Below are 24593 nucleotides of genomic sequence, written 5' to 3'. Positions count from 1 at the left end.
AAGAGCTATATAATACGATGCTTATCGAAGTATGGATTACAGAGGTGTTAAAAATTGAGTATAAGTCCGAATATTACGGCCCTGACCGCTTTACTTACAGAGGAATCAAGAGCAACTATACTGGCAGGTTTAATGGATGGAAAGTACCATACAGCCAGCGAACTAGCATATATGGCCAAAATCACACCACAAACGGCCAGCTTCCACCTTGCAAAACTAGTCGAAAATAATCTTGTGACTACGGAAAAAAATGGACGTTTCAGATATTTTCGATTAGCAAATGAAGAAGTAGCGAATACACTTGAGATATTAATGTCTATCTCTCCACCACCAGAAATTCGTTCATTAAAACAATCAAGTCAATTAAAAAGGCTAGAAAATGCGAGAACCTGTTACGATCATCTAGCGGGACGCGTAAGTGTACAACTAACAAAAATAATGGAAGATGCAGGATACATAGAAAGAAGTGATAAACAATTCATCGTAACAGCAAAAGGAGAATCCTTTTTTCAAAAATTAGGATTAGATTTAGTAGGTTTATCTAAGAAACGCCGCTCTTTTTCACATGCATGTCTTGACTGGAGTGAACGTACTCATCATTTAGGAGGAGCATTAGGAAACGGTTTATTTGAGAGGTATATTAAATTAGGCTGGATTGAAGCAAAAGAGAATTCTCGGGAAATCATGATTACAGCGCGAGGGAAGTCTGGATTCAAAGAATTTTTTGGAATCGAGAATCTGCTTTAATTGAAGGATTTTAATTCATGATTTCTTTATAAAAAATAAAGCACTTCCTATTATAATCATTTCATCATAACAGGAAGTGCTATTTAAATTACATCAAGTGAATTAAATGGAATACGATACCAACTGCGAACAATCCAAGAATCATAACGATTGGAGAAACTTTCTTCTTCAGCAGCCACATGCAAAGAAGTGTTAACAGCAATCCTGCTAAACCAGGGATTAAGCTGTCTAAGTTGGCTTGTAAAGTTGTTACTTTAACTGGATCTAAGGAGAGACCAGCTGCTTGCTGCTCCAGCGCGGTTTTAATTCCTTCTGCTCCAGCAGGCAAGTTATCCCAGTCGATATAAGCACCTTCGTCTAATTCAACAGATGATACTGTTGGTGTGAATTGGACGGATACCCACCTGTTAACTAACGCTCCGAGGATGAACATCCCGAGTATAGAGGCACCTTTTGTAATACTTTGAAGTATTCCACCAGATAAGTCGTCTGTAATTTTGGAACCAGCTTTGTAGCCAAATTCTTGTGTATACCATGTGAATGCCATTCGAATGATATTCCATGCAAAGAAGTAAATAATTGGACCAAGGATGTTGCCAGTCAATGCCAGGGACGCTGCTAATGCACCAAGGATTGGTTTAATGGTAAACCAGAAAACTGGATCTCCTATACCTGCTAAAGGTCCCATCATTCCGACTTTAACACCTTGAATGGCTGTATCTTCAACAGGTGCACCGTTAGCACGTTCTTCTTCAAGTGCTAGTGTTACACCAATGATAGGTGAAGCAACATATGGGTGTGTATTAAAGAATTCTAAGTGACGTTTTAGTGCATCTGCACGATCTTCTTTTGTTTTATATAATTTTTTGATGGCAGGAATCATTGAAAATGCCCAACCGCCGTTTTGCATACGTTCGTAGTTCCAAGAACCTTGAAGGAAAGTGGAACGCCACCAAACAGAAATACGATCTCTTTTTGATAATCTCAATTCTTTTTCCATTGTTTATTCCCCTCCTTCTTAGTAATTATCGATAATATCGCCTAGTGGATCTCCATTGTTGGAATTTCCGCCGCCACCTGAGCCGCCTTGCTTAGAAAGTGCTAAGTAGATAAGTGCAAGAGCCACACCGATAGCTCCAAGACCGATAAGTGTGATTTGTGAAACTGTCGCTAATACGAAACCAATTGCGAAGAATGGCCATACTTCTTTCGTAGCCATCATGTTAATAACCATTGCATAACCAACTGCTACAACCATTCCCCCGCCGATTGCTAAGCCGCTTGTCAACCATGTTGGCATCGCTTCTAGCAATTCTCTAACAGGACCTGCTCCGATAGCTAAAATCAATACAGCAGGAATAGCAATACGTAAGCCCTGCATACAGATAGCTACGATATGCCACATTTCCACTTTTCTAATGTTTCCTTCTCTAGCTGCTGCATCCATCAAATGTACTAATGCTGTTGCAATTGTACGAACGATGATTGTTAGCAATAAACCTGCAACTGCAAGAGGAACAGCAATCGCGATTGCAGAGGACACGCCAGCTTCGCCCTGTCCACTTAAAACTAGTATAATTGCGGATGCCACAGATGCTAACGCAGCATCAGGTGCTACTGCAGCTCCAATGTTTGCCCAGCCTAAAGCGATCATTTGCAGGGTACCACCTAAAATAAGACATGGTACTAATTCTCCTGTAACTAAGCCGATTAACGTACAAGCAATGATAGGTTGGTGGAAGTGGAATTCATCCAAGATACCTTCTACACCAGCTAAAAATGCTACGATAATGACTAATATTATTTGAATCATATTTAAATCCATGTTATTAGTCCTCCCGTTCTTTCTATTTACGATTATTTTTGTTTATTTAATTCCTCTTGAGCCTTTTTAAGAATTTCATCCATATTGCCTTTTGAATCGTTCGGAACTTTCCGTACATCAAAGTTTAGGCCCGCTGCTTTCAGTTTAGCGAAAGTATGGATATCTTCCTGGCTAAAGGCCAAAACCTTATTCGGTTGAACCTTACCAGGTGAGTGTGCCATGGAACCAACGTTAATTGTCTTTAATGGAACACCGCCTTCAACCGCTCTAAGTGCATCTTGCGGGCTTTCAAACAGAAGTAATGCACGTTGACCGCCGAAATGTTGATCGTCTTTGGCAAGCTCGATCATTTTTTTGATTGGTACAACATGTGCCCTAACACCTGGAGGAGCAGCCTGCTGAATCAATTTCTTTCGAAGCTCATCCTTTGCCACTGCATCAGATACCACAATAATACGCGTAGGCTGTGTCGTTTTTGTCCATGCTGTTGCTACTTGGCCGTGAAGCAAACGAGAATCAATACGTGCTAACACATATTCAAATTTACCAGGCGCACCTGCATTTACAGGTTTTTGGGCAGCAGCTGCAGCAGTTGTGTCTGCTGGTTCTAAGCTTTCCGGTTTTACTTTAACCCCTTCTTTTGCTGTTCCTAAAATATGGGCAGCAATTTCATGGGCTGTGTTCATCGAGAAGCGTGATGCATATGCTTCAATTAACATCGGTAAGTTCATACCAGCAACGATTGCCCATTTGTCTTTGTGTTCATCAATCAAGCTGTTGGCTTGGTTGAATGGAGTTCCACCCCAAAGATCGACTAAGAATAATACTTCGTCTTGGTTGTCGAAAGAGGCGATTGCTTCTTTCATTTTTGCTTTGACATCACCAGGTCCTTCGCTCGGCATCAAAGTAACTGCTTTTACATTTTCTTGCTCTCCGAAGATCATTGCTCCAGATTGCATGATACCAGTGGCAAATTCACCGTGACTAGCAATGATAATTCCTACCATCTTTTTACCTCCTTTTATTAGTGTTACTGCTAAATAACATGGTGATTTAACCAAATATTATTCAGCTGTTTTTTTCAACTCATTTAAAGCGGTTACATTTTCGATATAAATAACAAAAAAGGCATGAGTAAAAAGTCGATTTTAAATGAGAATATAGGTATAGATTGCCCCTTAATCCTCAAAAAAATCAATACTTTTAACTCATGCCTGATCGAATCAGTAACACGTAAAAAATATGATAAATATCCAGTTTTATGTAAACGCTTTAAATTAATAGTTAAAAATTTGGATGCCTCTTTACTGAGCTTCCAAAGAAATTATAGCACACTAATATAACGCTTACAAGAAAGATTTTAAAAAAATTTAACGATTCTCACCAAGTATACTTGCAGCATGAATACATCCAGCCCTTCTGGCTGGTTTATTCAAACGGAATTGTAGACAACATAATCACTGTAATATAATTTTTCTGCCAAAATGGTAGGCAAAACTATTTTTTTACTTTACTCTTAAAACCCCGTTTAATAACATCAAAGAAACTTAAAGATTGGACCATATGGCTTGGATCTACGTAATTGCGAATGGCGCGCAAAACTTTTTTAGGCTCTTTAGAAGAAAATATATACTTCCCATTTCGTTTCGTTTGAACAGCATAACGAGGAATCCATTTCCCTTTGAACATAACTGATGCCGTTACAAAATCAACTTCATCCCAAGGTATTTGAATAAACTTCCGAGCATCACGACTGTTAAAGAATTCAAATCCCTTGTCGCCAATCATGATTTTTCCATATTCTGAAATCCCCATATGTGAGGTTGCATCACTAACTAAATCGACTTTTGTATTAATTGATTGGACCATTTTGTGTACTCCATTTCTAATATTAATTAACATTATTATACGTGTTTTTTTCATTTGTGCAAAAAAAATATGGTGTCAGCAAGGAACATTATCTTTAAAAATAATTGGAAAGTCCCTCTAACTTTAGGACATATTTTAACTAGTTTACAAATAGTGTCTTATTATAGACACTATTTGTACCCTTTAATAAAAAAGTCCCTCAAACACTATGTCTGATCAGCATTTCCTTGTTTTTATTACAATGTTTTTTTACTGCCAACGACAACCAACATATCCTGCTATAAAACTAGTAGTCTAGCAAGATAAAACATAGGCAGGAGCAGCGTAAAGCACCATTGCACCAAGGCTGTTCAGCCATCTGATCATAAATGGACGAATGTCATGCTCTTTCTCATCAACTTTGTCTGTGTTTTTCACTATTTTTTCAGCAAGACAGCTGCTGCAAATTTCCAATATTTTTACCACTTCGAGTGCCAAACTTCCTTTTAATTTTACATTAAAAAAATACTATCTTTCCTTGCTAAATCTTAATTTCTGCCTCTATCTATATCAAATTACCTCTATGATTTGCTAGGTCTATTTATATTTGTGCTCGCTGCTAAGTCATTTTATAATTTTTTTACACTCTTTCCATCTAAGGAGGCTACAATGGATACTTTAACAATGAAGGATATATACAAAACAATTGATAAGCAGCGAATTGAGATGGCATTACAAAAGGAAGACTTTAAAGGGGCATTTGTGTTATTCAAGTATTCTGAACTATCTTATGAAGAGTTTGGAGTTTTAGTTGAATCATTTATCGATTTTGATATAGAGGACCTTAGTACTTATCTAAAGCTAAAAGAGGAAATGAAGACTATGAAAAGGAATAATAGTCTGTCGCAGGAAGAAAATCAGAACGAAGAATACAATGCCCCTGCTAATCAAGAAATTTGGCAAAAAACATTGAATGATATCAAAGGGAAATTATCTGCTCCCTCTTTTCATACATGGCTCAAAGACACAACGATTGAAATGAAAGATTCGCAATATGTTCGCATATTTTGTCCAAATACCTTCGCACGTGATTGGTTAGAAGAACGATATGCAAGCTTGATTGCCAGCTCTCTTGAAAAAATAATGGGGATAAGGCCGTCATTAAGCTTTATTGTTGCTAATTAAAGTATTGGTTCAATAGGAAAAAGGGAGGAATCAATACCATGACCGACGAAACATTTGGTTAAAACTGTAAAATAATCTATAATAATTGCATTAAGATTATACTAGAATGGGAGTGTATAAGTTGGGATTTTTTAATCGGTTTTTTAAGAAAGTCGAAGACGTTAACAAAGGAGAAGCTGCTGCAACAGAGCTTGAAGAAGAGTTTTACTTAGGCTCACCTGAAGAGGAAGCCATCAATTTTTGGGTGGAGATGGCGCAAAATATTATCTTAAATACTGTTAAGGCAGCAAACAATTCCGTGGAACGTGCCTTTATTTTAGTGGATATGAGAACACAACCATCTTTTGAAATTTTCTATCAGCTCGATGGGAAATTAGTAATGTGGGATGAGCTTGAAGATGCTAACATAAAGGATAAAATTAAGAATGAATTAATGCCGCAAGCAGCGTCTGTCGCCTCGGCAGTTAATGGCAATTTCGCACAGGCTGAACATTCTTTGATTGCTTTTGCTGAACTGCAATTCGAATCGGCGACGGGAGCATGGTTTTCCCATATCATTTGGGAAGATGATGCTAATGCAAAACTGGCAAAGGAAGAGATTGCAAGCAAATGGTTTGATTCCTTGAGTGCTGAAACAAAATCGCTTCCATTGGACAGTGATAGCAAGCTTTCATGGTATCCATCATAATAACGCTAGAAGCATATCTGATATGCTTCTTTTTTACGTATAACGCATATAGTGTTTATGAAGAGAAACGTCTGAAAGAAGATTGAACTATGATGTTCGGAGACTCTTCCTAATTGGGTTTGGTTATTCTATTATTTGTTTATTATCGCGACATTAGCTGCAGCTATTTATAATGCAATCCGTAAACGAAAAAGGGCTCTATCTGTTTTCACTGCAATTGTAACTTTAATCACACCATTTCTTTCTTTTTTATTCGCATTGCATTAGGCCGCAGTGATGGATTGAATGAATGGGAGTATATCGGTATTGGTTTGCAAGAGGGCTCTATATGGGCACTCACTGTAACAGCAGCACATTTAATGATTGTTGCTTGGTGGTTTTTCTTTTTTGTCAAAGATTTAATACTAGACTAAAGGAGTAATTCCACGTAAAAACCTCCACTTATTTCATAAATGGAGGTACACAGAATTTACATTTGAACAGGAGTTAAGGCTTCACCACCACCTAGTACGCTTACAACATTCTCGACAGCAAGCTGAGCCATGCTCATTCTTGTTTTGTAGCTTGCACTGCCAATATGAGGCAATGTCACCACATTATTTAAAGATAACAAGTGGTGATCAGCAGGTACTGGTTCAATTTCAAAGACGTCTAACCCAGCTGCCCAAATATCTCGATTCTTTAAAGCTTGATATAAAGCATCTTCATCGACCAGTCCGCCTCTCGCTGTATTGATGAGAATGGCAGTAGGCTTCATTAGGGACAATTCCTCTTTGCCAATCAGATGATGCACCTCAGTACTATATGGAATCATCAGACACACATAATCGGCTTTCTGCAATAAATCGTTTAATTCTGCATAGTGAATATCAAGCTCCTGTTCTTTGTCTTGCTTTCGGGAACGATTATAGTAAAGCACATTCATATCAAAGCCTTTTGCTCTTTTAACAAGCGCTTCGCCAATTCTTCCTAAGCCGATAATCCCTAATGTTGCACTATAAATATCTTGTCCGGTAAATTCCATTAAAGACCATGCGCCCCACTTTCCGTTACGCAAAGCTTCAGAAGCAGTTGTCACACCTCTAGCTGTCGCCATCAGCAAAGCAAATGTTAAATCTGCAGTTGTTTCTGTTAACACTCCAGGTGTGTTCGTAACCTGTATTCCCCTTTTTACCGCTGCTGCTATATCGATATTATTGTAGCCTACTGCGACATTGCTGATTATCTTTAGATGTGGAGCTCTGCCGATGACTTCTTCATCAATCTTATCTGTTAAGAGACAAATAAGAGCATCAATATCTTCTACTTCCTTAAGTAAAATATCCCTTGGCACGGGGATATTCTCTTCTTCCCACATTCTCACATGAAAATGAAGGGAAAGTGTATTAATTATGTCTTCTGGCAGTTTTCTAGTAATATATACAGTTTGTTTCAAGACAATCTCCACCTTTTCAACTGGAAAGTATTTCAATAATTATAGCTTACAATAAAACAGGGCATGGGAAAACTCCTCTGCCCTATAAATGACTATGAATTTATCCTTCTAGTGCTGGTTCCTTTAAAGTGGTAATAATGAAGAAGCCAAGCACTAGCATGACCGCAAAGAATCCAAAGGCGATATTATAATTTCCAGTTGCATCAAGGATTGCGCCAACAATCATTGGGGAAAAGAATCCGCCTAGGTTTCCGCCGCTGTTTACTGTTGCAATCGCGACAGGAAATGTATTTCTATTTGTTAACCCCATCGGATAAGCAGTAAATGCGGGCCAGCCAATATTAAGGAAGAAGCCTGCCAGCCCTAAGCTAAGGGAAACAAGAATGGCGTTATCTGGAATATTCATCACGACAAGCATCATCAATGCGGTAGCGATGGCTGTAATTAACATGGTTGGCTTACGTCTTTTTAAGAATACTTTGTCAGAAATAATTCCGCCTAAAAGAGCACCTAACAGACCGCCGATTGCAGGTGTAGACGCGACAAAGCCCATTTTCATAAAGGAGTAGCCTTTTGCGTTGACTAAATACATAGGTACCCATGTCAACATGCCGTATAATACACTGTTCATTAAAAAATAAGTTAATGTATTACCCCAAATATTCCAAGACGTAAAAACTTCTTTAGATGTGCTGATTTTAGCGACTTTTTGGTAACGAATAGCTTTATCTAGCCAGCCTAGTGATCTATTTTCCGTTGCGGCCTCTGTCGGCACTTCTTCTTGGCGAATATATTCTAGCTCCTCTTTTGATACCTTTGGACTGTCTTCAGGCTTTGTTCTGACAACCAGATACCAAATGATCGCAATTATAAATCCAGGGATAGCAAACCAGTAAAAAACATAACGCCAACCGAAAGACATGGCAATAGCTGTAGCAATGATGGGTACAAAGATTGGGGCAAGCTGTGTAGAAGCAATATAAATTCCTGTTGCGGTAGCTTTTTCTTTAGCCGGAAACCAGTGGTTAATGGTGGTTGACATACTGACAGGAACAGGACCTTCTGCTAAACCTAGAAGTAAACGAAGTAAAATCAAAAGTGCAGCACTTGAAACCATCCCAAGGAAAAAGGTGACTAAGGAAAAGGCAATAACTGCAATAGCTACTATTCCGCGAGTTCCTTTTTTGCCGAGTAGGAAACCGGCCGGGATTTGTGAAATGGCATAGCCTAGGAAGAAAAAACTTGATATAGCCCCTGTTTGAAAGTTGTTAAGCGTAAAATCTTGTTGAATAAATGGCAGCACAACACCGATATTCGTTCGATCAGCATAACAAACAATATAGACCACAAAAATAAGCGAAAGAACTAACCAACGATATCCTGACTTTCTCTTCCCTTCTAATCCTGGATTGACCTTGGATTCAGGTAAACTCATTTCATTTCCCCCAATCATAAAAAATAGTATTTTCCTCATAAAAACTGCTATTTTTCTCTTTGTAAGGGTTTACAAAAAATACTAAATAATTACCTCTTCATCCTCTTCTGTCTCATTGTCAGCTTTAGAAAGTGTTTGATTGCTTAATGCAAAAAATGTTTTTAAAGACGGGTAAATTTGATGAAACACATTATTTAACTGCTCATAAAGCACTCGCTTACTCAAGTCTGGCTTTATTATGGAAATCGTATTATTGTGAATTTTTTCAACCGCCTCCTCCAATGAATCAAAATAGCCTATTACGGTGCCAGCAATCATACATGTTCCTAATACACCTGTCTCCGAAATATCTTTAATATGAACGCTTTTGTTTAGTACAATTGCTTTAATTTGGGCCCATTCCCGATTTTTTGCCCCGCCGCCGATAGATTGGTAGCTTTTAACGCGGAGTTGATAGTCTGATTCAATAATTTGATTAATTTGTTTCAAACCAAAAGAACAGCCTTCTAACACAGCTCGAAACATATCGGCTTTAGTTGTATTTAAATGTATGCCGACAAAGACCCCTCTTGCATTAGGATCCCAAATCGGGGCTCGCTCTCCTTGCATATAAGGCAGAAAAAAGACACCGCCTGCTCCTGGTGCTGATTGTTTGCACAATTCTTCTAACTCAGCTTTCGTGTATCCTTCCGGCTTTAGAAATTGGTCGTAAAACCATTGTATAGCTGCACCAGGAAAGGACATGGCTCCATGAGACAACCAATGGTTCTTTATAACATGGCATCTATTTAAAAATCGCTTATCTAACAGCTCTGGATTATCTGTACAAACAGTTAAAACATTCGAAGTCCCGACAGATTCGAACATTTCATTGACACCGATTCCGAGGGCGGCAGTGGAGCATGCTGTATCTGCTGCACCGGCAATCACAGGTATGCGGACGGACGCAATTACTGGATGCACATATTCCCCAACGATAGAACTTGGATCAACAACCTCAGGAAGCTTCTTAGGGTTTATACCAACCGCCTCATATATTTCAGGAGACCAACAATAGTTTTTGACATCATACATCCCGCTAAAGGAACTTTGCGTCCAATCCATTACAAAATTGCCTGTCAGCTTGTGCAGAATAAAGGTAGAAAGATTCCCCCATTTGTAGGTGCGCGCATATAATTCTAGATAATTGTTTTTAAACCATAAATGAGTTGTAAGCGTATACATTCCAGGTTCTAATCGATTTTTAGTAATGTCAAACAGAGATTTCTCACTGACTTGGTCTTTGATCCAAGCTGCTTCTTGTGTGCTTCTTTGATCTAAATACATAATGCCTGGATAAAGGGGCTCGCCCTTTGCATTTAAAAACACCGAGCTATTACAAAAAGTAGACAGAGAGATTGCTTCTACTTTGCCTGTGTTTTCAAGCTCAACTTGCTGCCACACCTTTAACAGCAATGTTTTCGTTTTACTCCAAATATCATCAAGATCAATTTCAATCCAGCCCATGGCAGGGTAAAGAAGAGAATAGGGCTCATACTCAAGAAACCCTAATTCTCCCTTTTTATTCATTGCACCAACTTTTATCCCGCTAGTGCCAATATCTATGCCAATGATATGAGACATAACTATACCACCCTCTATACACTCAATGGAGAATTCATTAACTCATTATAAAGTTCTATTGTTTCTTTAACAGTTCCTTTATTATGAATAATATTTCTAAACGCTGACACAACCGCTGTTGGATTAGGATTATTCCATACCATTCTGCCAAACGTGATACCTACCCCGCCCGCATCGATAACATCGTAAACCATTTGGAAATAGTCATCAATATTATTTCCATTTTCTCCGCCTGCTACAACTACCTTTCCTGGAGTAGAAGCAACCACTTTAGCGAAAGTTTCTGGATTGCCGGTATACTTTGTTTTCACGATATCCACACCAAGCTCAGCGCCAGCACGAACTGCATAGGCTACATTCTTCCAATCATTTTTTTCATTCTCAGGAATTTGGTTTCCTCTTGGATAAATATGTGCAATCATTGGCAAGCCGTGAGCTGCAGCCTGACCAGCAATGATACCTAGATTGCGTAATTGTTCAGGCTGATCATCACCGCCTACAATACAGCCCATCGACACTGCATCTGCGCCTAGTCGCACTGCTTCATCTACTTCTGTTACCCATGCATCATAATTTGGCTGCCAAGGGGAGAACGTAGAGCACTTCAAAATAAAGCCTGTTTTGCCAGCATGAGGACGGTAACACATATCCGCAATGCCTTTATGCATCGTAATGGCATCAGGTTCACCTGCTACAATTTCATCTAATTTACGTTGAATTGGCATCAGCTCTTCAAAAATACCCCGTGCCATTGCTTGATCGACTGCAACAGCTAATAGTTTTCCAGACTTTTGATTTAATAGACGATTCATACGAACTTCTTTACCTAATAATGACATATAAATAACACTCCTATTCTCATATTATTTCTACTTGTTATTGGGTTATGACTGTTTTCATATGATTACCATTCTTTACATCTAAAATTGCCTGTTCGATATTTTCAAGAGTGTAGCCTGTTGTGATAATAGCAGCCGTATTGATTTTGCCTGATGCAATGAGAGACAATGATTTATGATAATCAGCTCTTGTTAAAGCAGAGGTTCCATTAATGGTAATCTCATTATAATGAATAATGTTAGGATCAATCTCCGCCAAGACGCCATTTGTAAATCCAGCAAACAGATTTAATGTACCGCCTTTTTTTAATAGATTGGCGGACGTTTTAACTAAGAAAGGAATGCCTATTGCCATGATGACTACATCTGCCCCTAAACCATCTGTTTCACTTAAAACAATATCCTCAAGTGATTCTTCCTCCGGGTTCACAGCATAATCGGCACCTGCAAGAACCGCTTTAGCACGGCGATGATCAATTGGTTCACTCAATATCACCTTAGTCGCCCCTGCTATTTTGGCTAATTGTACATGCATCAGCCCAATAGGTCCTCCGCCAATAACTACTACAACGTCGCCCATTTTTACATTTGCTTTTCGTTGGCCGTTCATGCAGCATGCAAGCGGTTCTGCAATGACTGCCTGTTCAAAGGACAAATTATCTGGAATCTTCACCAGGTTGCCAGCTTCAAGAGCTGTACTTGGAATTTTCACATATTCTGCAAAACCACCGTCAAATTCATAGCCAATCGCAGTACGATTTGCACAAACATTCTCCCTGCCATTTAAACAGTAGTAACACTTCCTGCACGGAATAACTGGCATTATTCCCACTCGGTCACCAACACTAAATTCCATTACCTTTGCACCGACTTCTGCAATGGTGCCGACAAGCTCATGACCAATCACCGACGGAGTTCGAACGCCCTTTGTTTTTTTGCCTTCATATATACGAATATCTGTGCCACATACAGCACTTGCATTTACTCTTACAAGCACTTCGTTTTCACTAATTTCCGGCTTCGTTACTTCTTCCAGCTTCATATTATTAGGACCATGAAATACAGCTGCTTTCATTTTCTGTTCTCTCCTTTATGAAGAAAATTTCCTTCACAATAAATTCAAAAAAATAGAAGGAATTTACCAATAGTGTGAAACAATTCCTCTATTTCTCACATGACAATAAGAGAATCTTGGTAAATCCCTCCTTCTACGCTGTATTTTCAAAAAACAAGAAGTACGGTCTAGTTGTATAGAATTTTCTGTTATTTCCTTTTGCACAATCATCATATCACAGGGTGGTAATTTCCTTCAAGATATTTTTAGAAAATTTGAAGATTTTTTTCAAGTACACTCTTACATCTTTTTATCAGTAGTGGACTTTCGGGTTTTCTGCAAGTTGCTATAGTACAGTTCATATTGCTGATTCGCAACAGAAGCAACTAAAATATCAATAATAGTTAATTGAGCAATCCTTGATGAAATGGCATCTGTTCGAAATAAGGTCTCTTTAGAAGCTGTTTGCAGCACAATATCCGAAATTTTAGTAATAGGAGACTTTGAAGAATTCGTAATACATATGATGGCAGCTCCTGCTTCTTTTGCAATTTTCACCGCCGCTAAAACGTCTGTGTTAGAGCCTGTATGTGAAATGGCGATAACAACATCTTCAGGTGTGAGTACACTTGCTGACATAGCCTGAAGGACAGGATCGCTATAGGTAAATGATTTTATACCTAGCTTTAACAGTTTATGATGAGCATCCGCTGCGACTGCCCCTGAGCCGCCCGTTCCATATAGTTCAATTACGCGAGCTTTTGATATAGCGTCCACTGCTTTTCTTAATTCATCATCACTGCAAACCTCGATTGAATCATAAAGTGCCTGAATATTTGACTGGAATACCTTCTTTTTAATCATGACAACGTCATCGCCCTTTTCAATCACTTCATGAATTTGTTTTTCAGGGGCAATGACTTCCTTTGCCAAGTTTATTTTTAAGTCTTGAAACCCCTTATAACCAAGGCGTTTACATAAACGGACAACAGAAGATTCACTTGTTTCACTTCTTTCAGCGACTTCTGTAATGGAAAGATGAATTATCTCATCTTGGTTTTGTTCAATAAACTCTATAATCTTTTTCTCAGAATCCCTTAGTTTTGACATGGCAGCATTTATTCTTGTGAAAAAACCAGGATTTGTATTGATATTCAATTCGTTCATGGATACCCCTCCACTTTCTTTCACATACTAATTTATCATTAATTTTATAATATTTATTGGCAAATTTCCTACTTAATTTCTCCATTTTAACAGAATGGCTATGAAAATGATTCAAGTAAAGCAGATTTATCTTAGGGCATAAATATAGGAGGTAAGCCATCGGCTTACCTCCTAATTAATTATTCAGCGCCTTGCTGATAATCAATATCATATTTTTTCGCTAGTTTTGCCATATCTTCATGATAATCTTTCAACATCAACAAGTACTCTTGTGCCTTTGCGTTAGATTTCCCGAACAGTTCTTCATTATCCTTTTCCAGCGCTTCTTTTTCAAGCTGCAAAGCTTCGTAGTAAGTGCTTGTTGCATCTTCCATTTGCTTTTTCAATGGTTCCAGTTCTGAAGAATTCACTTGTATATTTTTTGCTTCACTAACAGCTTTTTCATATGTAGGAATTACTTTATTTGTCAGCACATCATATAGCTTATCCTCTGAACTGTAATTGTCACCAGAAACAGTTGCCAATTCGTCATTTGCTTCTGTTTCATAGGCAGAAACCTTTGCAATATCATTATTAATGAAATTAACTATTTCTTTTTGTGTTTCTTCCTGAGAAGCTTTGTCTTCAGTTTGTTCTGTCTCCTCTTTCGGAGTTGAATTATTATCGCTGCATCCTGCAAGCAATATTAGCACAGCAAACAGACTGTAAAATAATTTTGTCAAAATCTTAACCTCACTTATTCTATGTTTGTAAAAAATCTCTCTAATAACTATAACATATCAAATATAGATATATGTTTAAAATGCTCGGATTGCATACCTTCTATTCCTAATCTGACATGCTCTATAAATCCTAAAAGGAATAATAGGGTCTTAACATAGTGACGCACATTTAAGAAAATGGCTGTAAACTTATGCATTATGAGTACATTGCTATAAAAGTTAAGAGATTTTTGACATTATAGTGACTATAATTAGACACTATTATTCAACCCTTTATATAACAGGTTTATTGAATTTCACCTTTTAACAAACCACTCTTCCATTTACGTAAATATATCATAGACCCTTACAATAGTGACCCCTGAATCACTCATTTAATTTCCCACTAAAAAAGATCCTGCCTAAACAGGATCTAACTGGATATTTATTTTACTAATACAGTAGTATTAGCAGGTATAGTTAACATCGAATCATTCTTTATTACACCCGCTTCACTTGAAAAAACTACTTCTCCATTGCCGGCAATAGTTACTGCAACTGTCTCATTTGAAATATTATGATAAATCTGGATGGTTTGGTGGAGGGTCCGTTTATAGGCGACTATTTTTGCATTATTGACTTCCATCGCTTCTAAATTTCCTTTTAGTAACTCGTCATACCCTTGGCGAACACGGATCATTTTACGATAGTGGTTTAACAGGGAAGCTTGATCGTTGTCTTGTGCTTCAACAGAGATACCATTTCCGCCAATATTGTAGGTTGGTGTTTGCCAGCTTGTTTGGCCTTCCCCGTCGCCTTCAAACCAACGGAATGGCTCACGGATGAACTCATCTGGTTTTGCGCCTGTCATACCGATTTCTTCCCCATAATAGATAAATGGATTGCCAGGCAATGTCAACAGAATGGATGCAGCCGACTTCGCTTTAGCAGCATCACTATTCAGCTCGCTCATAACACGGTTTTGATCATGATTGGATAAGAAAATGGCATCGATTATAGTGGGATTATAAGTGTGGTAAAGCGCTGCTGTTGCTAGTGCTGCTGCGGTAATACCTTGATCTGTGCCGCTTTTAACAGAAAGGATGATTTTATCTGCTAAATGGAAATTAAAGGCTGAATCTAATGCCTCATAGTACGGTGCAACTACCTCTGGCAAATCCCAAACTTCACCGACTAAATACACATCTGGTTTACTCTGCTGCATCACAGCTCTGAATTCTTTCCACCATTCGAGGTTATTAGCTGCACCATCTTCAGTTTGCCCTTTATAGATATGCATCGCCGCATCCAGCCGGAAACCGTCGGCCCCTTGGCTGAGCCAATACTGCCCAATTTTAATCATTTCTGCTCTAACGTCATGATGATTAAAATTCAAATCAGGCATGCCAGACCAAAATGTGCCATAGTAATAGCCCTCTCCGTTTGGGTTTTTATACCATACTTGCTGACCCCATGATCCTGTTTCGTTTAAATCGGCATGTTCATCTGCCCACACATAATAAGTACGGTATTTACTGTTTATATCTTGACTGGCTTCCTTAAACCAAGGATGCTCACTGCTCGTATGATTAACAACTAAATCCATAATTACCTTCATGCCCCGTTTATGTGCTTCATTAGTCAGGTTACGAAAATCTTCCAACGTTCCATATTCAGGATCTATATTATAGTAATCTGTCACATCATATTTATGGTAGCTTGGTGACGTATTAATCGGCATCAGCCACATTCCATTTACTTGCAAGTCTTTACTGGTGCTCCTATTGCCGTCATTCAAGTAATCAAGCTGACTGATAACCCCTTTTAAGTCACCATGGCCATTACTATCAGAATCATAAAAAGATTTCACATAGATTTCATAAAAAACACCGTCTTTATCATATTGGCTTTCCCCGCTTTGAGCACTTACCTGAGATGATAAACTAACAGTTTGCGGCAATGACAATTTTACTCCGTACCAATTTCTCAATTGCCTTCCCCCTTTTTAAATGAAATCGTTTACATTTTAACTATACCTGTATGGACAGCACGTTGCAAATATTTGGGGGAAATTGATTCTTTTTACATGATAATTATCAGCAGCTTAAAAAAGAAGTTTTCTTAAACATAATCTAAAACAGCTTTTAAACAATACCACATCCTTTAGCTTATTTCAGTTACGAAAAATGTCACAGTCTTCAGGACTTTAACTCTAAAATACTAGATTAATAGAAAAATGTCATAATTCGCAAAACTATTAATTCTTTAGCCGTGTTATATTTTACATGTAATCTGGCATGCAGGTCCCTGACAGATTATAAAAAAATGATTAAAAGAAGAAAAACAATGAAAAAGAAACTTATCCCTGGTTTATTAATTACCGCTTTTCTTTTTTCAATCTTGACTCCTACTGGGTTTGCACAGAAAAAATCCTTCTCGTTTAATGTAACTCCGTCGCAAAATAGTGGTGTAGCGTATTCTGCACCTAACCCGAAAGATGATACTGAACAAAAAGGCTATATTTACACTACAAAGCACAATGTTATCTCCCAAGATCTATTTTACTACAATGTAAGAAAAACACCGTCAACTAGTGCAACATCCTATACTGGTTATTTTAAAGTCACGTCCGCAAATACCGCAAAAATAGTAAAAGCCTATAGTAAAAAAGCGAACAAAGGTCAAAGTTTAATTCTGCAAGCGGATACAGATAAATACTCTGTACACTCAGAAGGTTATTGGTACTCTTAACAAGCTAAATCGTCTAAATTAACATAGACCGACTACCTGCATCGGTCTCTGATTATTACTTAATCATTTTTGAAAGGAGTATAAGTCTTGAAAAAAATATGGTTATTGCTGCTTTGCACATTTCTAGTCGTGCTTTCTGGCTGCTTTCCAACAGGTGAACAAAACGCTGTATCTGATTCGAAACAGGCAAACAAATCAAATGAACCAACACCTGATAATCTTGATGTGGAATTGGACAAAAACTTGCTTGTAAAAGCAGATATAGCTGGTGGAGAAAATAAGGATTATCCCTCACTCTCCATCTCACCGAAGGACTTAAAGAACGATCCGTTAAAGCAGGAACTTGTAAATAATAAAGAATTAACAGATACTTTTGAAAACAATAATGAGATTAAACCAGACTATAAAGATGTATATTTTGAATTTACGGATGGATCGTATATGTCGATAGAATTAGGTAATGTTAGGTTTGAGGATTCATTTTACAGTGATCGTGAATATTCTGATGTTATATATGGTGCAAAACCCAATATACGGTCTGATTTGCACGATATATACAAAAAAACAGCACTTGAAAATATTAATAGCAACGAGGCCATTGAAAAGGTTAAAAAGGCAGCAAATGAATACGGTATAACCAACCTTGGAAATCCAGATGTGATTGCTTTAGATTTAGAAACATTAGAAAATGAATGGGAGGATTACGAACAAAAGGACGGCGGTCATCCTCGCAAATGGGAAAAGGCTGATGAAGCATATGTAGTCACCTTATCTGTTGTACAAAACAATCTAATCATAACAAACAAAGGTTATTTTAGTAATGCTGCTGAAATACCGGTAATAGGAAGCCGGATAGTAGGTGTTGTTAATAAAGATGGAATAATTGCCTTAACTCTAGACGGCATTTATGATACAGGCAAAACAATACAAAATAAAGTAAATCCGATTTCCTTGGAAGACGCCTTAAACATGGTTGAAAACAAGTACAAAGATGTCATATTAACAGACCCAATAACAATATCAAAAATAGCATTAGAGTATGTTCCAATTGTGTCCAAGCAGGATTCCATCAGCTATAAACTAACCCCTGCATGGGTCTTTACCGCCAAACAGGATGTAACGTCTAGTGATGAAAAAGGCACAAACACAGCATCCGATTATTTTACTATCATAATCGATGCAGATACGGGCCAAGAATTGCGTATTGGAAGTGACTATTAATATGAAAAGTAAAGCATTAACTATGTCGTTTATGCAAGTATTTTCGTCTCCTGTTTTTTACCTTTCCATCATCGGTGTTACTTTACTTTGTTTTATAAGCGTCTGGGAAGAAATTAACAGTGTTGCTGGAGATGTAGCTTATTATTTTGATATTTTTATAGGCTTAACAATGTTTAAAAAATTAGTAGTTTTATTTGCTGCTTTTCCTTATGTATCCAGCTTCTGCAGTGATTGGAAATGCCAATTTATAAAACCAGTTGTCATCCGTACAGGGATTAGCAAATATGTGTGGTCAAAAATTATTACTTGTTTTGTCAGTGGTTTATTAACTGTATTTATAGGACAAATCCTATTTATCATCTTACTGTCATTTAAGTTCCCCTTGTTTCCAAATGAAGATTTAAACCAAGTATTGTTTCCACCATTTAAATCACTTAGTACCAGTATTTTCCCGCCTTTATATTTACTAGCACAAAGTTTTGTTTTTAGTATGGCAGCAGCATTATGGACAGTTGTTGGATTAACCTTCTCTGCGTTTATACCAATTCACTTTGCTGCAATAGTTGCACCTGTTATTGCCAGTTATGTTTTAGAAGAAGTTACCATCCTACTTCCAAATGCATTTAACCTGTACTTACTTACAAGAAGTTCAGATGTCATTCAGCAAGGTCCCCTCATCAGTTTTATCTACTTTTGTTTTATTTTTATTATGTTATCAATACTAGCTGGATGGCTGTTTTCTTATCAAGTTAAGAGGAGGGTGCGTAATGAAGTTGTTTAATACAGCAAGATTTGTGTGTTTGCAAAATTTCCGCAAATGGTCCTCCAATTACCGAGTTTGGATTATCGCTATTCTGCTGATCATTTTGACACATAGCTTTACGAAGGAAATCGTAGATTTTGGAAAAGACATTGATATTAATGTCTCGCCATGGATGTTTCCGTTTCTTTTTACTCAGAAATTTATTAAGCTACTGTTCTTTTTCCCCTTACTATTACTGTTCAGTGATGCTCCTTTTATTGACGAGAACCAGCCCTATATAATCGCAAGAAGCGGCAGAATTCCATGGAGCATCGGACAAATTGGGTATATTTTCATCGCTTCAGCAGTTTATTTTATCTTTCTCCTGCTCCTATCTATCGGGCTTAACTTTTTCAATATCCAATTTACAATGGAATGGGGAAAAGTTCTTGGCACACTTGCAAATACTAATGCAGCCGAAGTAGTTAATTTAAAAACATTTATTCCTTCAGATGTTTTACACTATTTTTCGCCCATTCAAGCATTGTGGTTTTCTCTCCTGCTTTCATGGTTAACCGGAGTATTTTTAGGGCTTATTATTTATGTTATTAATTCCTTTTCGAACACTAGAGTGTTTGGAATATTAACGGCATCCTTCCTGCTAGTTTTAGATGCGACTGTTACCAATAGATATTATTTATACCGCTTTTCACCTGTGTCATGGAGCAATCTTGCACGGATTGATATTAATGGAACAACTCCAATGCCGTCGATAACCTATATTTATATTAGTTTTGCTCTACTGATCGGGATAATGATAATATCAGCCATTGTAATTAACCGCAAGCAAACGATTAATGTGTTACCACCTATATAAGCAAGAAAGGAGTAGTTAAGATGCATGCAGGTATTAAGGTTCATGATTTAACAGTAAGGTTTGGAGAAACGACTGTATTAAATAACATCTCCTTATCGTTTGAAAAAAACAAAATTCACGGTTTAGTTGGCAGAAATGGTTCTGGGAAAACCATTCTCTTAAAGTGTATTTGTGGGTTCGTTATCCCAGCATCTGGAAGTATTAAGATAGATGATCAGCAAATCGGTCAGGACTGTGATGTGCCAGAAAATATAGGTATCATTATTGAAGCACCGGGATTTCTGCCTAATTATGATGGATACACCAATTTGAAATTTCTTGCTGCAATCAAAAAGCAAATATCAAAGGAACAGATCTTACATGTAATTGAAAAAGTTGGATTAGATTCTAAAAGTAAAAAACATGTCGGCAAATATTCACTCGGAATGAGGCAGCGACTTGGTCTTGCTCAAGCACTGATGGAAGATCCTGATATCCTTATACTTGATGAACCGATGAATGGCTTGGATAACCAAGGAGTTAAAGATATTCGAACAATCCTTTTAGAGCTAAAAAATCAAGGAAAAACAATATTACTCGCCAGCCATAGTAAAGAGGATATTGAGATTCTGTGTGACACAGTACATGAGTTGGATCTCGGCAAAATAATAAACTCGAATACTAAAAACTGATATATAAAAAAATGACTCAAGACAGCTCTTGAGTCATTTTTTATATTCATTTTAGTTTGTATTCTGACCGCCGCCATTTAATCCTGCTTTAATAAGCTCATTTACCTTGCTGTTAGCAACCAACCCTAAATGGCCAATTCCACTAAGCTCAACGTTTTTTGCTCCTTTAAGGTTAGAAAGCCATGTTGGCACTAAATAATCATTTGAACTGTAAATAGACGTGTATAGAATTTTATCGTTAGAATCTTTGCCAACTGGTGCTGTTGATGTAACAAATCTGTTAGGCGATCCTAATGTGATAACATCATTCACCTTTGTTCCGCCAGTGTTCAATATATAAGTCAATGTATTAATACCGCCTGCACTGTGTCCGATGATATCGACCTTGCTTTTGCCGGTTTTCTTTAATACTTGATCTACATATGTTGCAAGCTGCTTGGCATTTGTATAGCTGTTGCCTGTTTTATCTAATAATTCAATAGCATAAAGCTCATTATCTGCCCAGCCTTGTGATTTTAAATAACTTTTAATTGCATAGAAGTTTGTGCTGTTACCGCCTGTTCCGTGCACATAAATAACCGGGTCATGACTTGACGCTGCTTTGGAAACAGAAGGTTTCGCTCCAACAACAGAAACAATAATAGCCATACATGCAACTAATGAAATTAGTAATTTGGTAGTCTTCATTATTTCCCCCTATGGTTTAGAAGTTATCTTGCTATAACTATTGTTATATATTTCGAGAGGAGAAACAACCGGTAAGATTTGTTAGGAAGTGTATTCTATTTTTTTATATCACTAATAACAACTAAATTTGCTATTCTTAAATGTTCTTAATTATGTTATTATTTTGTACGTTATTAAGAAAAAAAGTGAGGTCTAGTTATTAATGAGAATGCAAAAGAAAAAACGGAAAATCAGTATCACAGGAATAATTATCGTATTATTGCTTGGAGGAGCTTTTTACGGGGGTATTTTATATCAAAGTTACTCTGAAGAAGCATCTGAAAAGAAAAAAGAATCTAATTCAGCACCATCAATGGACGAGAAAACTAAAACTGGCAGTAAGGAAAAGGCAGTCGTTACAGCAAATAATGACATATTACCTCAAGATGACTCGACAACAGAAAGCATCGATAATTTCGAGTTAACATATACACCTTTTGAAGAGAAACTAGTCGTTTCTACAAATGATGGAAAAACAAGTACTTTTAATTATTTAAACAATAACGATATTATCTCTTACTCCCCTTCTTATCAGAACATACTGCTTAATCCCCTCGGTGGTTTTGAAGAAGGTGGAAGTCTTTTTGTGTACATGAAGGATGAGGGTACGGTAGAAGTAAAAGTGGATAACGAGAATGAAAACAATTACTATCCGAAGCAAGCACTATGGCTTGATGATCAATACATATTAGTTGTCAAAAGTTACGTATACGGGACTGTAATAAACGGAGATTTGCTGCTCTATGATAGCCTAAATGAAACATTAACACCGCTGAATATCTATAATGGTGATGCAGTAGTAAGCATTAGCCTCTCCCATACTAAGAATAACGAGAAAACAGTTATTGTAGATGGAATAAACTTTACAGATGACATTTTAAATGAGAATCAGCCTTATGTGGCAGAGTACTCTGTAACAACCATACTGGACGAATTGTAAATAGATTAAAACCCTATTATGTTAACCTCATGTCCACATAATAGGGTTTTAATTATTTATTCGTATTCAACCCGCCGCCATTCAAAGCAACCTTAATCAAGTCATTTACTTTTTTACTAGTAACAAGCCCAAAATGATCAACACCAGTTATTTCAATGTTTTTTGCTCCATCGAGGATGGAAAGTTTGTTAGGTGTTATATAATCGTTTTTGCTGTAGATGGATATATAAAGGATTTTGCGGTTTGGATCTGTTCCGACGGGTGCTTTTGTTGTTATTACTCGATTTGGGGATCCTAATGTTACTACATCGTTAACTTTATTTCCCCCATCAGTCAGAATATAAGTTAACGCATTTATCCCGCCTGCACTGTGTCCTATAATATCAACCTTTTTCTTACCCGTTTTTCTGAGCACATCATCTACATAAGTAGACAGCTGTTTCGCATTTGTAATGCTGTTCCCTGTTTTATCAAGTAATTCAATGGCGTACAACTCATTATCTGCCCAGCCTTGCTGCTTCAAATAGGTTCTAATGAAATAAAAGTTAGTACTGTTTCCCCCTAATCCGTGCACGAAAATTACAGGATCATGTGTTACTCGCTGTGCTTCGGAGAAAGTTGGGTTTAAACCGACTGCACATAAAAGAATCGTCATACATGCTATTAGTGAATGTAACATTCTCATTTTTCTTCATTTCCTCCTAAAAATTATGCTGTTCATGACTGTTTTATTATGGACAATTTTTGTGGAGAAATTCACGGTAACTTCTGTTAGAAAAATAGAAGCTTTTTTACATTTCAGCTTCTGATCGGAATAAACAGAACTAGGAGAAGAATAATAAAAAGACTTAGGATATATCCTAAGCCTTAGGCAGCAATACACTTTTTGGGATTGATACATGAATTCCTTTATTTTCATCCACCACTTGTGTTATCGAAAAATCGCCACAAACGCTGATTAACGAGTATGCATCTTGCCTTGACAGCCCATATCTTGAACTCAGAAATCCAACCATTTCTAACGCTGCATTTTTTGCGGCTTGCTCTAAATCCGGATGAAAACCATGGGTTATCCATGCATCAGTTGTTTCAAGCAAGGGAGAGTGAAAGGCCATGTCTTTACGGACATTTATTTTTAACAAGCAATTTAATGAAGCTTCTACTGCAGTTCCGCTCAGTTCACTGTCTCCTTGCGCGAAGTGACCGTCACCTAGGGACAGCAATGCGCCTTCTACTCCGACTGGATAATAAATCGTAGCACCAGCACCAATTTTCCAGTTGTCGATATTTCCTCCATACATTCCTGGAGGTGTTGAACTAAAGCAACCCTTTTCCTTAGGTGCGACTCCCATATTGCCGATATGAAGTCTTGCTGGTATTTGCATATTTGTTAATGCAGGCTCCCTTATAGCCTCTTCAGGTGCAATAATTCTACCATTGATGTTGTATTCATAAGGGTAGTCGTAAGCAAATTTAGCATTCAGCCACTTGCCTTCTCGGTCTAATTCATAAATAGTGATTCGTTCCTTTTTATCAAATTCATTAAATAAAAAGCCCCAATTCGCCAGCAAGTTTGCACCATAAGGTAAGCGTGGAGTTAGCTGCAGAATTTCTACTTGAAGCATATCTCCAGGTGTTGCATCCTTAACATAGATCGGTCCAGTCATAATATGAGCACCTGGTATTCTTTGCTCAAAAGGAATATTATCGTATATTTCTTTAATCCCGTCATCCATCATCAAGTCAGGTGCGTCCCCCGCTTGGTGTGTTACTGTTTCTACACTCACGATATCACCGGAGTTTATTTCTAACGCTGGCTTAACAGAATTATCAAAATAGCCCCAATGCACCGTTTTTGAAGTTGCTTTCAGTGTATGAAGCGATGTTTCTTGTACTTTCGTATCATTTACAGCCATTGTACCTCTCCCCTCTCGGTTTTTCCTCCGATACAGTCACATAGGTTTGTGCTGACAATCCTCCATGAAAGTATTACTATGAATTATGCTTACCGCATTAATCTCTCTGAAGAAAACATCTGTGTGTTACAGCTGTCCAAGTCTTTTTCAAGTTTTCCATCACCTTGACAGCCTGTTATGCAATTCACCTTTTACCTATTCG

General features: G+C 37.5%; 26 protein-coding genes. 10 read left to right on the top strand and 16 right to left on the bottom strand.

Features of this window, described 5'->3' with window-relative positions; translation table 11 throughout:
• Positions 1–54 precede the first annotated feature (54 nt).
• Positions 55–747 carry an ArsR/SmtB family transcription factor gene (locus M3600_RS10205; protein ID WP_237942816.1) on the top strand — a complete coding sequence of 231 codons (693 nt, stop codon included), beginning with the start codon at positions 55–57 and terminating at the stop codon, positions 745–747.
• A gap of 88 nt (positions 748–835) precedes the next feature.
• On the opposite strand, the gene M3600_RS10200 is transcribed toward M3600_RS10205, so the two are convergent.
• The 5 genes from M3600_RS10200 to M3600_RS10180 all read right to left on the bottom strand — a co-directional run bounded on the left by M3600_RS10200 (position 836) and on the right by M3600_RS10180 (position 4906).
• Positions 836–1747, bottom strand: coding sequence for a PTS system mannose/fructose/sorbose family transporter subunit IID (locus tag M3600_RS10200; protein ID WP_233315149.1), 912 nt, complete (start codon positions 1745–1747; stop codon positions 836–838).
• Positions 1748–1765: 18 nt separating this feature from the next.
• Positions 1766–2572, bottom strand: a complete 807-nt coding sequence (locus M3600_RS10195) for a PTS mannose/fructose/sorbose transporter subunit IIC (RefSeq protein ID WP_233315148.1) — start codon at positions 2570–2572, stop codon at positions 1766–1768.
• 32 nt (positions 2573–2604) lie between these two features.
• Positions 2605–3579, bottom strand: a complete 975-nt coding sequence (locus tag M3600_RS10190) for a mannose/fructose/sorbose PTS transporter subunit IIA (protein ID WP_237942817.1) — start codon at positions 3577–3579, stop codon at positions 2605–2607.
• Between the two features lie 490 nt (positions 3580–4069).
• Entirely contained in the window at positions 4070–4441 is a 372-nt protein-coding gene (locus tag M3600_RS10185; RefSeq protein ID WP_233315146.1) for a DUF956 family protein, read from the bottom strand.
• A 294-nt stretch (positions 4442–4735) separates the two neighbouring features.
• A complete protein-coding gene (locus tag M3600_RS10180) occupies positions 4736–4906 on the bottom strand; it encodes a hypothetical protein (RefSeq protein ID WP_248574496.1) in 171 nt (56 codons plus the stop codon).
• A gap of 183 nt (positions 4907–5089) precedes the next feature.
• Here M3600_RS10180 and M3600_RS10175 point away from each other — a divergent pair, with 183 nt between their 5' ends.
• From M3600_RS10175 to M3600_RS28915, 3 genes are all read left to right on the top strand, one after another.
• Positions 5090–5605 (top strand): DnaA N-terminal domain-containing protein, encoded by a 516-nt coding sequence (locus M3600_RS10175; RefSeq protein WP_251645739.1) that lies wholly within the window; start codon positions 5090–5092, stop codon positions 5603–5605.
• A 121-nt stretch (positions 5606–5726) separates the two neighbouring features.
• Positions 5727–6293 carry a hypothetical protein gene (locus M3600_RS10170; protein WP_237942822.1) on the top strand — a complete coding sequence of 189 codons (567 nt, stop codon included), beginning with the start codon at positions 5727–5729 and terminating at the stop codon, positions 6291–6293.
• 281 nt (positions 6294–6574) lie between these two features.
• On the top strand, positions 6575–6706 hold the full coding sequence (locus tag M3600_RS28915; protein WP_267913346.1) for a hypothetical protein: 132 nt from the start codon (positions 6575–6577) through the stop codon (positions 6704–6706).
• A gap of 56 nt (positions 6707–6762) precedes the next feature.
• On the opposite strand, the gene M3600_RS10165 is transcribed toward M3600_RS28915, so the two are convergent.
• From M3600_RS10165 to M3600_RS10130, 8 genes are all read right to left on the bottom strand, one after another.
• The gene (locus M3600_RS10165) at positions 6763–7728 is read right to left on the bottom strand and encodes a 2-hydroxyacid dehydrogenase (protein WP_233315144.1); all 966 of its coding nucleotides are present in this window, start codon (positions 7726–7728) and stop codon (positions 6763–6765) included.
• 100 nt (positions 7729–7828) lie between these two features.
• A complete protein-coding gene (locus M3600_RS10160) occupies positions 7829–9163 on the bottom strand; it encodes an MFS transporter (protein ID WP_233315143.1) in 1335 nt (444 codons plus the stop codon).
• A gap of 81 nt (positions 9164–9244) precedes the next feature.
• Positions 9245–10786 (bottom strand): xylulokinase, encoded by a 1542-nt coding sequence (locus M3600_RS10155; protein WP_251645737.1) that lies wholly within the window; start codon positions 10784–10786, stop codon positions 9245–9247.
• A 14-nt stretch (positions 10787–10800) separates the two neighbouring features.
• On the bottom strand, positions 10801–11625 hold the full coding sequence (locus tag M3600_RS10150; RefSeq protein WP_233315141.1) for a class I fructose-bisphosphate aldolase: 825 nt from the start codon (positions 11623–11625) through the stop codon (positions 10801–10803).
• Between the two features lie 37 nt (positions 11626–11662).
• Positions 11663–12700, bottom strand: a complete 1038-nt coding sequence (locus tag M3600_RS10145) for a zinc-dependent dehydrogenase (RefSeq protein WP_233315140.1) — start codon at positions 12698–12700, stop codon at positions 11663–11665.
• A gap of 279 nt (positions 12701–12979) precedes the next feature.
• Entirely contained in the window at positions 12980–13846 is an 867-nt protein-coding gene (locus M3600_RS10140; protein WP_233315139.1) for a MurR/RpiR family transcriptional regulator, read from the bottom strand.
• 179 nt (positions 13847–14025) lie between these two features.
• The gene (locus M3600_RS10135; RefSeq protein ID WP_233315138.1) at positions 14026–14568 is read right to left on the bottom strand and encodes a hypothetical protein; all 543 of its coding nucleotides are present in this window, start codon (positions 14566–14568) and stop codon (positions 14026–14028) included.
• Positions 14569–14992: 424 nt separating this feature from the next.
• Entirely contained in the window at positions 14993–16537 is a 1545-nt protein-coding gene (locus M3600_RS10130; RefSeq protein WP_237942829.1) for an alpha-amylase family glycosyl hydrolase, read from the bottom strand.
• Between the two features lie 356 nt (positions 16538–16893).
• Between M3600_RS10130 and M3600_RS10125 the strand changes: the two genes are divergently transcribed.
• The 5 genes from M3600_RS10125 to M3600_RS10105 all read left to right on the top strand — a co-directional run bounded on the left by M3600_RS10125 (position 16894) and on the right by M3600_RS10105 (position 20809).
• Positions 16894–17298: a hypothetical protein gene (locus tag M3600_RS10125; protein ID WP_251645730.1), complete on the top strand. Its 405-nt coding sequence runs from the start codon at positions 16894–16896 to the stop codon at positions 17296–17298.
• 87 nt (positions 17299–17385) lie between these two features.
• Positions 17386–18519: a hypothetical protein gene (locus M3600_RS10120; protein ID WP_251645727.1), complete on the top strand. Its 1134-nt coding sequence runs from the start codon at positions 17386–17388 to the stop codon at positions 18517–18519.
• 1 nt (position 18520) lies between these two features.
• Positions 18521–19300 carry a hypothetical protein gene (locus tag M3600_RS10115; protein ID WP_251645725.1) on the top strand — a complete coding sequence of 260 codons (780 nt, stop codon included), beginning with the start codon at positions 18521–18523 and terminating at the stop codon, positions 19298–19300.
• Positions 19287–20138 (top strand): hypothetical protein, encoded by an 852-nt coding sequence (locus tag M3600_RS10110; RefSeq protein ID WP_251645724.1) that lies wholly within the window; start codon positions 19287–19289, stop codon positions 20136–20138. Before M3600_RS10115 ends, M3600_RS10110 begins: the two co-directional genes overlap by 14 nt.
• Positions 20139–20158: 20 nt before the next feature.
• The gene (locus M3600_RS10105) at positions 20159–20809 is read left to right on the top strand and encodes an ABC transporter ATP-binding protein (RefSeq protein WP_237942840.1); all 651 of its coding nucleotides are present in this window, start codon (positions 20159–20161) and stop codon (positions 20807–20809) included.
• Positions 20810–20860: 51 nt separating this feature from the next.
• Here the strand turns inward: M3600_RS10105 and M3600_RS10100 are convergent, their stop codons facing one another.
• Positions 20861–21496, bottom strand: a complete 636-nt coding sequence (locus M3600_RS10100; protein WP_233315131.1) for an esterase/lipase family protein — start codon at positions 21494–21496, stop codon at positions 20861–20863.
• 202 nt (positions 21497–21698) lie between these two features.
• On the opposite strand from M3600_RS10100, the gene M3600_RS10095 reads away from it, so the two are divergent.
• Positions 21699–22475 (top strand): hypothetical protein, encoded by a 777-nt coding sequence (locus tag M3600_RS10095; RefSeq protein WP_251645723.1) that lies wholly within the window; start codon positions 21699–21701, stop codon positions 22473–22475.
• 52 nt (positions 22476–22527) lie between these two features.
• On the opposite strand, the gene M3600_RS10090 is transcribed toward M3600_RS10095, so the two are convergent.
• On the bottom strand, positions 22528–23160 hold the full coding sequence (locus M3600_RS10090; protein WP_251645722.1) for an esterase/lipase family protein: 633 nt from the start codon (positions 23158–23160) through the stop codon (positions 22528–22530).
• 175 nt (positions 23161–23335) lie between these two features.
• The gene (locus M3600_RS10085; protein WP_237942846.1) at positions 23336–24391 is read right to left on the bottom strand and encodes an acetamidase/formamidase family protein; all 1056 of its coding nucleotides are present in this window, start codon (positions 24389–24391) and stop codon (positions 23336–23338) included.
• Positions 24392–24593 lie beyond the last annotated feature (202 nt).

This window comes from Niallia sp. MER 6 (assembly GCF_023714395.1).
Taxonomy (GTDB): domain Bacteria; phylum Bacillota; class Bacilli; order Bacillales; family Cytobacillaceae; genus Niallia.
This window is presented reverse-complemented; position numbering and strand designations above follow the sequence as displayed.

What these genes read in the sequence shown, in the direction of transcription:
- M3600_RS10200 (WP_233315149.1), bottom strand. Translation starts at nt 1,747, where the DNA reads ATGGAAAAAGAATTGAGATTATCAAAAAGAGATCGTATTTCTGTTTGG.
- M3600_RS10195 (WP_233315148.1), bottom strand. Translation starts at nt 2,572, where the DNA reads ATGGATTTAAATATGATTCAAATAATATTAGTCATTATCGTAGCATTT.
- M3600_RS10190 (WP_237942817.1), bottom strand. Translation starts at nt 3,579, where the DNA reads ATGGTAGGAATTATCATTGCTAGTCACGGTGAATTTGCCACTGGTATC.
- M3600_RS10185 (WP_233315146.1), bottom strand. Translation starts at nt 4,441, where the DNA reads ATGGTCCAATCAATTAATACAAAAGTCGATTTAGTTAGTGATGCAACC.
- M3600_RS10175 (WP_251645739.1), top strand. Translation starts at nt 5,090, where the DNA reads ATGGATACTTTAACAATGAAGGATATATACAAAACAATTGATAAGCAG.
- M3600_RS10160 (WP_233315143.1), bottom strand. Translation starts at nt 9,163, where the DNA reads ATGAGTTTACCTGAATCCAAGGTCAATCCAGGATTAGAAGGGAAGAGA.
- M3600_RS10155 (WP_251645737.1), bottom strand. Translation starts at nt 10,786, where the DNA reads ATGTCTCATATCATTGGCATAGATATTGGCACTAGCGGGATAAAAGTT.
- M3600_RS10150 (WP_233315141.1), bottom strand. Translation starts at nt 11,625, where the DNA reads ATGTCATTATTAGGTAAAGAAGTTCGTATGAATCGTCTATTAAATCAA.
- M3600_RS10145 (WP_233315140.1), bottom strand. Translation starts at nt 12,700, where the DNA reads ATGAAAGCAGCTGTATTTCATGGTCCTAATAATATGAAGCTGGAAGAA.
- M3600_RS10140 (WP_233315139.1), bottom strand. Translation starts at nt 13,846, where the DNA reads ATGAACGAATTGAATATCAATACAAATCCTGGTTTTTTCACAAGAATA.
- M3600_RS10125 (WP_251645730.1), top strand. Translation starts at nt 16,894, where the DNA reads ATGAAAAAGAAACTTATCCCTGGTTTATTAATTACCGCTTTTCTTTTT.
- M3600_RS10115 (WP_251645725.1), top strand. Translation starts at nt 18,521, where the DNA reads ATGAAAAGTAAAGCATTAACTATGTCGTTTATGCAAGTATTTTCGTCT.
- M3600_RS10110 (WP_251645724.1), top strand. Translation starts at nt 19,287, where the DNA reads ATGAAGTTGTTTAATACAGCAAGATTTGTGTGTTTGCAAAATTTCCGC.
- M3600_RS10105 (WP_237942840.1), top strand. Translation starts at nt 20,159, where the DNA reads ATGCATGCAGGTATTAAGGTTCATGATTTAACAGTAAGGTTTGGAGAA.
- M3600_RS10100 (WP_233315131.1), bottom strand. Translation starts at nt 21,496, where the DNA reads ATGAAGACTACCAAATTACTAATTTCATTAGTTGCATGTATGGCTATT.
- M3600_RS10095 (WP_251645723.1), top strand. Translation starts at nt 21,699, where the DNA reads ATGAGAATGCAAAAGAAAAAACGGAAAATCAGTATCACAGGAATAATT.
- M3600_RS10090 (WP_251645722.1), bottom strand. Translation starts at nt 23,160, where the DNA reads ATGAGAATGTTACATTCACTAATAGCATGTATGACGATTCTTTTATGT.
- M3600_RS10085 (WP_237942846.1), bottom strand. Translation starts at nt 24,391, where the DNA reads ATGGCTGTAAATGATACGAAAGTACAAGAAACATCGCTTCATACACTG.